Raw genomic sequence first — 2,179 nt, 5'->3', positions numbered from 1 at the left:
GTGTGACGCGGCCGATCGTGAGGCGCTGGGCGCGTTGCTGGCTTCGGTTCCGGTGGAGCATCCGCTGACGGCCGTGGTGCACACGGCCGGTGCGAGCGTCTGGACAAGGTGTTCCGTCCGAAGGTGGACGCGGCCTGGAACCTGCACGAGCTGACCCGGGACCTCGACCTCGCCGCCTTCGTCCTCTACTCGTCGGCATCGAACGTCTTCGGCAACCCGGGCCAGGGCAACTACGCCGCGGCCAACGGCTTCCTCGACGGTCTCGCCCGCCACCGCCGTACCCTCGGCCTCCCCGCCACCTCGCTGGCCTGGGGCTTCTGGTCCGAGACCAGCGCCATGACGGAGAACCTCGACGGCGCCGCCCTCCAGCGCAACAAGCGCGACGGCATGCTCGGCATCACGGCCGAGATCGGCAACGCGCTCTTCGACGCCGCGCTGGACTCCGCCGAAGGCGCCCTCGTGCCGGCCCGTCTGGACCTCGCCTCGCTCCGCTCCCGCTCCGCGGACGACCCCGTCCCGGTGATCCTGCGCGGACTGGTCCGCCGGACCAGGCAGGCCGCCAAGGCCGGTGCCGTTCCCGCCGGTTCCCTCGTACAGGAACTCACCGGGCTCCCGCAGGAGGAACAGGAGCGCCTGCTCCTGGAACTGGTCCGCGGCCAGGCCGCGGCCGTGCTCGGCCACGCCGGCGCACACACCGTCGACGGCGAGCGCGCCTTCAAGGACGCCGGCTTCGACTCGCTGACCTCGGTCGAACTGCGCAACAGGCTCTCCGCCGCTACCGGCATCCGCCTCTCGGCCACCGTCGTCTTCGACTACCCGAACCCGCTGACGCTGGCCCGCCACCTCCGCACCGAGCTGGGCATCGGCGACCAGCCGGTGATCACCGCCCAGGCGGCCCGGACCGACAGCGCCACGGCCGACCACGACGACCCGATCGCCATCGTCTCCATGGCCTGCCGGTTCCCGGCGGGCGCCACCAGCCCCGAGGGCCTGTGGAAGCTGGTCGAGAACGAGGTCGACGCCATGGGCGGCTTCCCCGACAACCGCGGCTGGGACCTGGACAACCTCTTCGACTCCGACCCCGAAGCCATCGACAAGGTGTACGTCGACCGGGGCGCCTTCCTGCACGACGTCGGCGAGTTCGACGCCGGGTTCTTCGGGATCTCGCCGCGCGAGGCCCTCGCGATGGACCCGCAGCAGCGCCTGCTGCTGGAGACCTCCTGGGAGACCCTGGAGCGCGCCGGCATCGACCCGGCCGAGCTGCGCGGCAGCGACACCGGTGTCTTCACCGGCATCATCAGCCACGACTACACCGTCCGTCTCCAGCAGGCCCCCGCCGAACTCCAGGGCCTGCGCCTGACCGGCACCGCGGGCAGCGTCGCCTCCGGCCGCGTCTCCTACACCCTGGGCCTGGAGGGCCCGTCCCTCAGCATCGACACGGCCTGCTCCTCCTCCCTGGTCGCCCTGCACATGGCCGTCCAGGCCCTGCGCTCCGGCGAGTGCTCGATGGCCCTGGCCGGCGGCGCGATGGTCATGTCGACCCCCGACACCTACGTGGAGTTCTCCCGCCAGCGCGGCCTGGCCCGCGACGGCAAGGTCAAGGCCTTCTCGGCCGGTGCCGACGGCACCGCGTGGGCCGAGGGCGTCGGTGTCCTGCTCATGTGGACGCGGTCGAGGCGCACGGCACGGGCACCGCCCTCGGCGACCCGATCGAGGCGCAGGCCATCCTGGCGACGTACGGCCAGGACCGGCCCGAGGACGAACCGCTGTGGCTCGGCTCGCTGAAGTCCAACATCGGCCACGCCCAGGGCGCGGCCGGCGTGGCCAGCATCATCAAGGTGGTCATGGCGCTGCAGAACGACCTGCTGCCCAAGACCCTGCACGTGGACGCCCCCACCCCCAAGGTGGACTGGGAGTCCGGCGCCGTCGAGCTGCTGACCGAGGCCCGGCCGTGGCCGCGCCGCGAAGGCCCGCTGCCGTTCGTCGTGTCCGCGAAGTCGGCGCAGGCGCTGAAGGCGCAGGCGGGCAAGCTCGCCGACCACCTCGAGGCCGTCGGGGACTCGGTCCGCGCCGCGGACATCGCGTACTCGCTGGTCACGTCGCGTGCGGCGCTGGAACACCGGGCGGTGGTCGTCGCCACCGGAACCGGCGATGCGGTCGTCGGCCTGCGGGCCCTCGC

The 2,179-nt window shown here is 72.6% G+C and carries 1 pseudogene; it reads left to right on the top strand.

The window, feature by feature from the left end:
* Nucleotides 1–2,179: pseudogene (locus tag IH80_RS46735) on the top strand (beta-ketoacyl synthase N-terminal-like domain-containing protein); the annotation flags it as partial.

Origin of the sequence: Streptomyces sp. NRRL S-378 (assembly GCF_000720645.1) — a bacterium.
Classification (GTDB): Bacteria; Actinomycetota; Actinomycetes; order Streptomycetales; family Streptomycetaceae; genus Streptomyces.
Note: the sequence above shows the minus strand (reverse complement) of the source record. Positions and strands in the feature narration are given on the sequence as shown.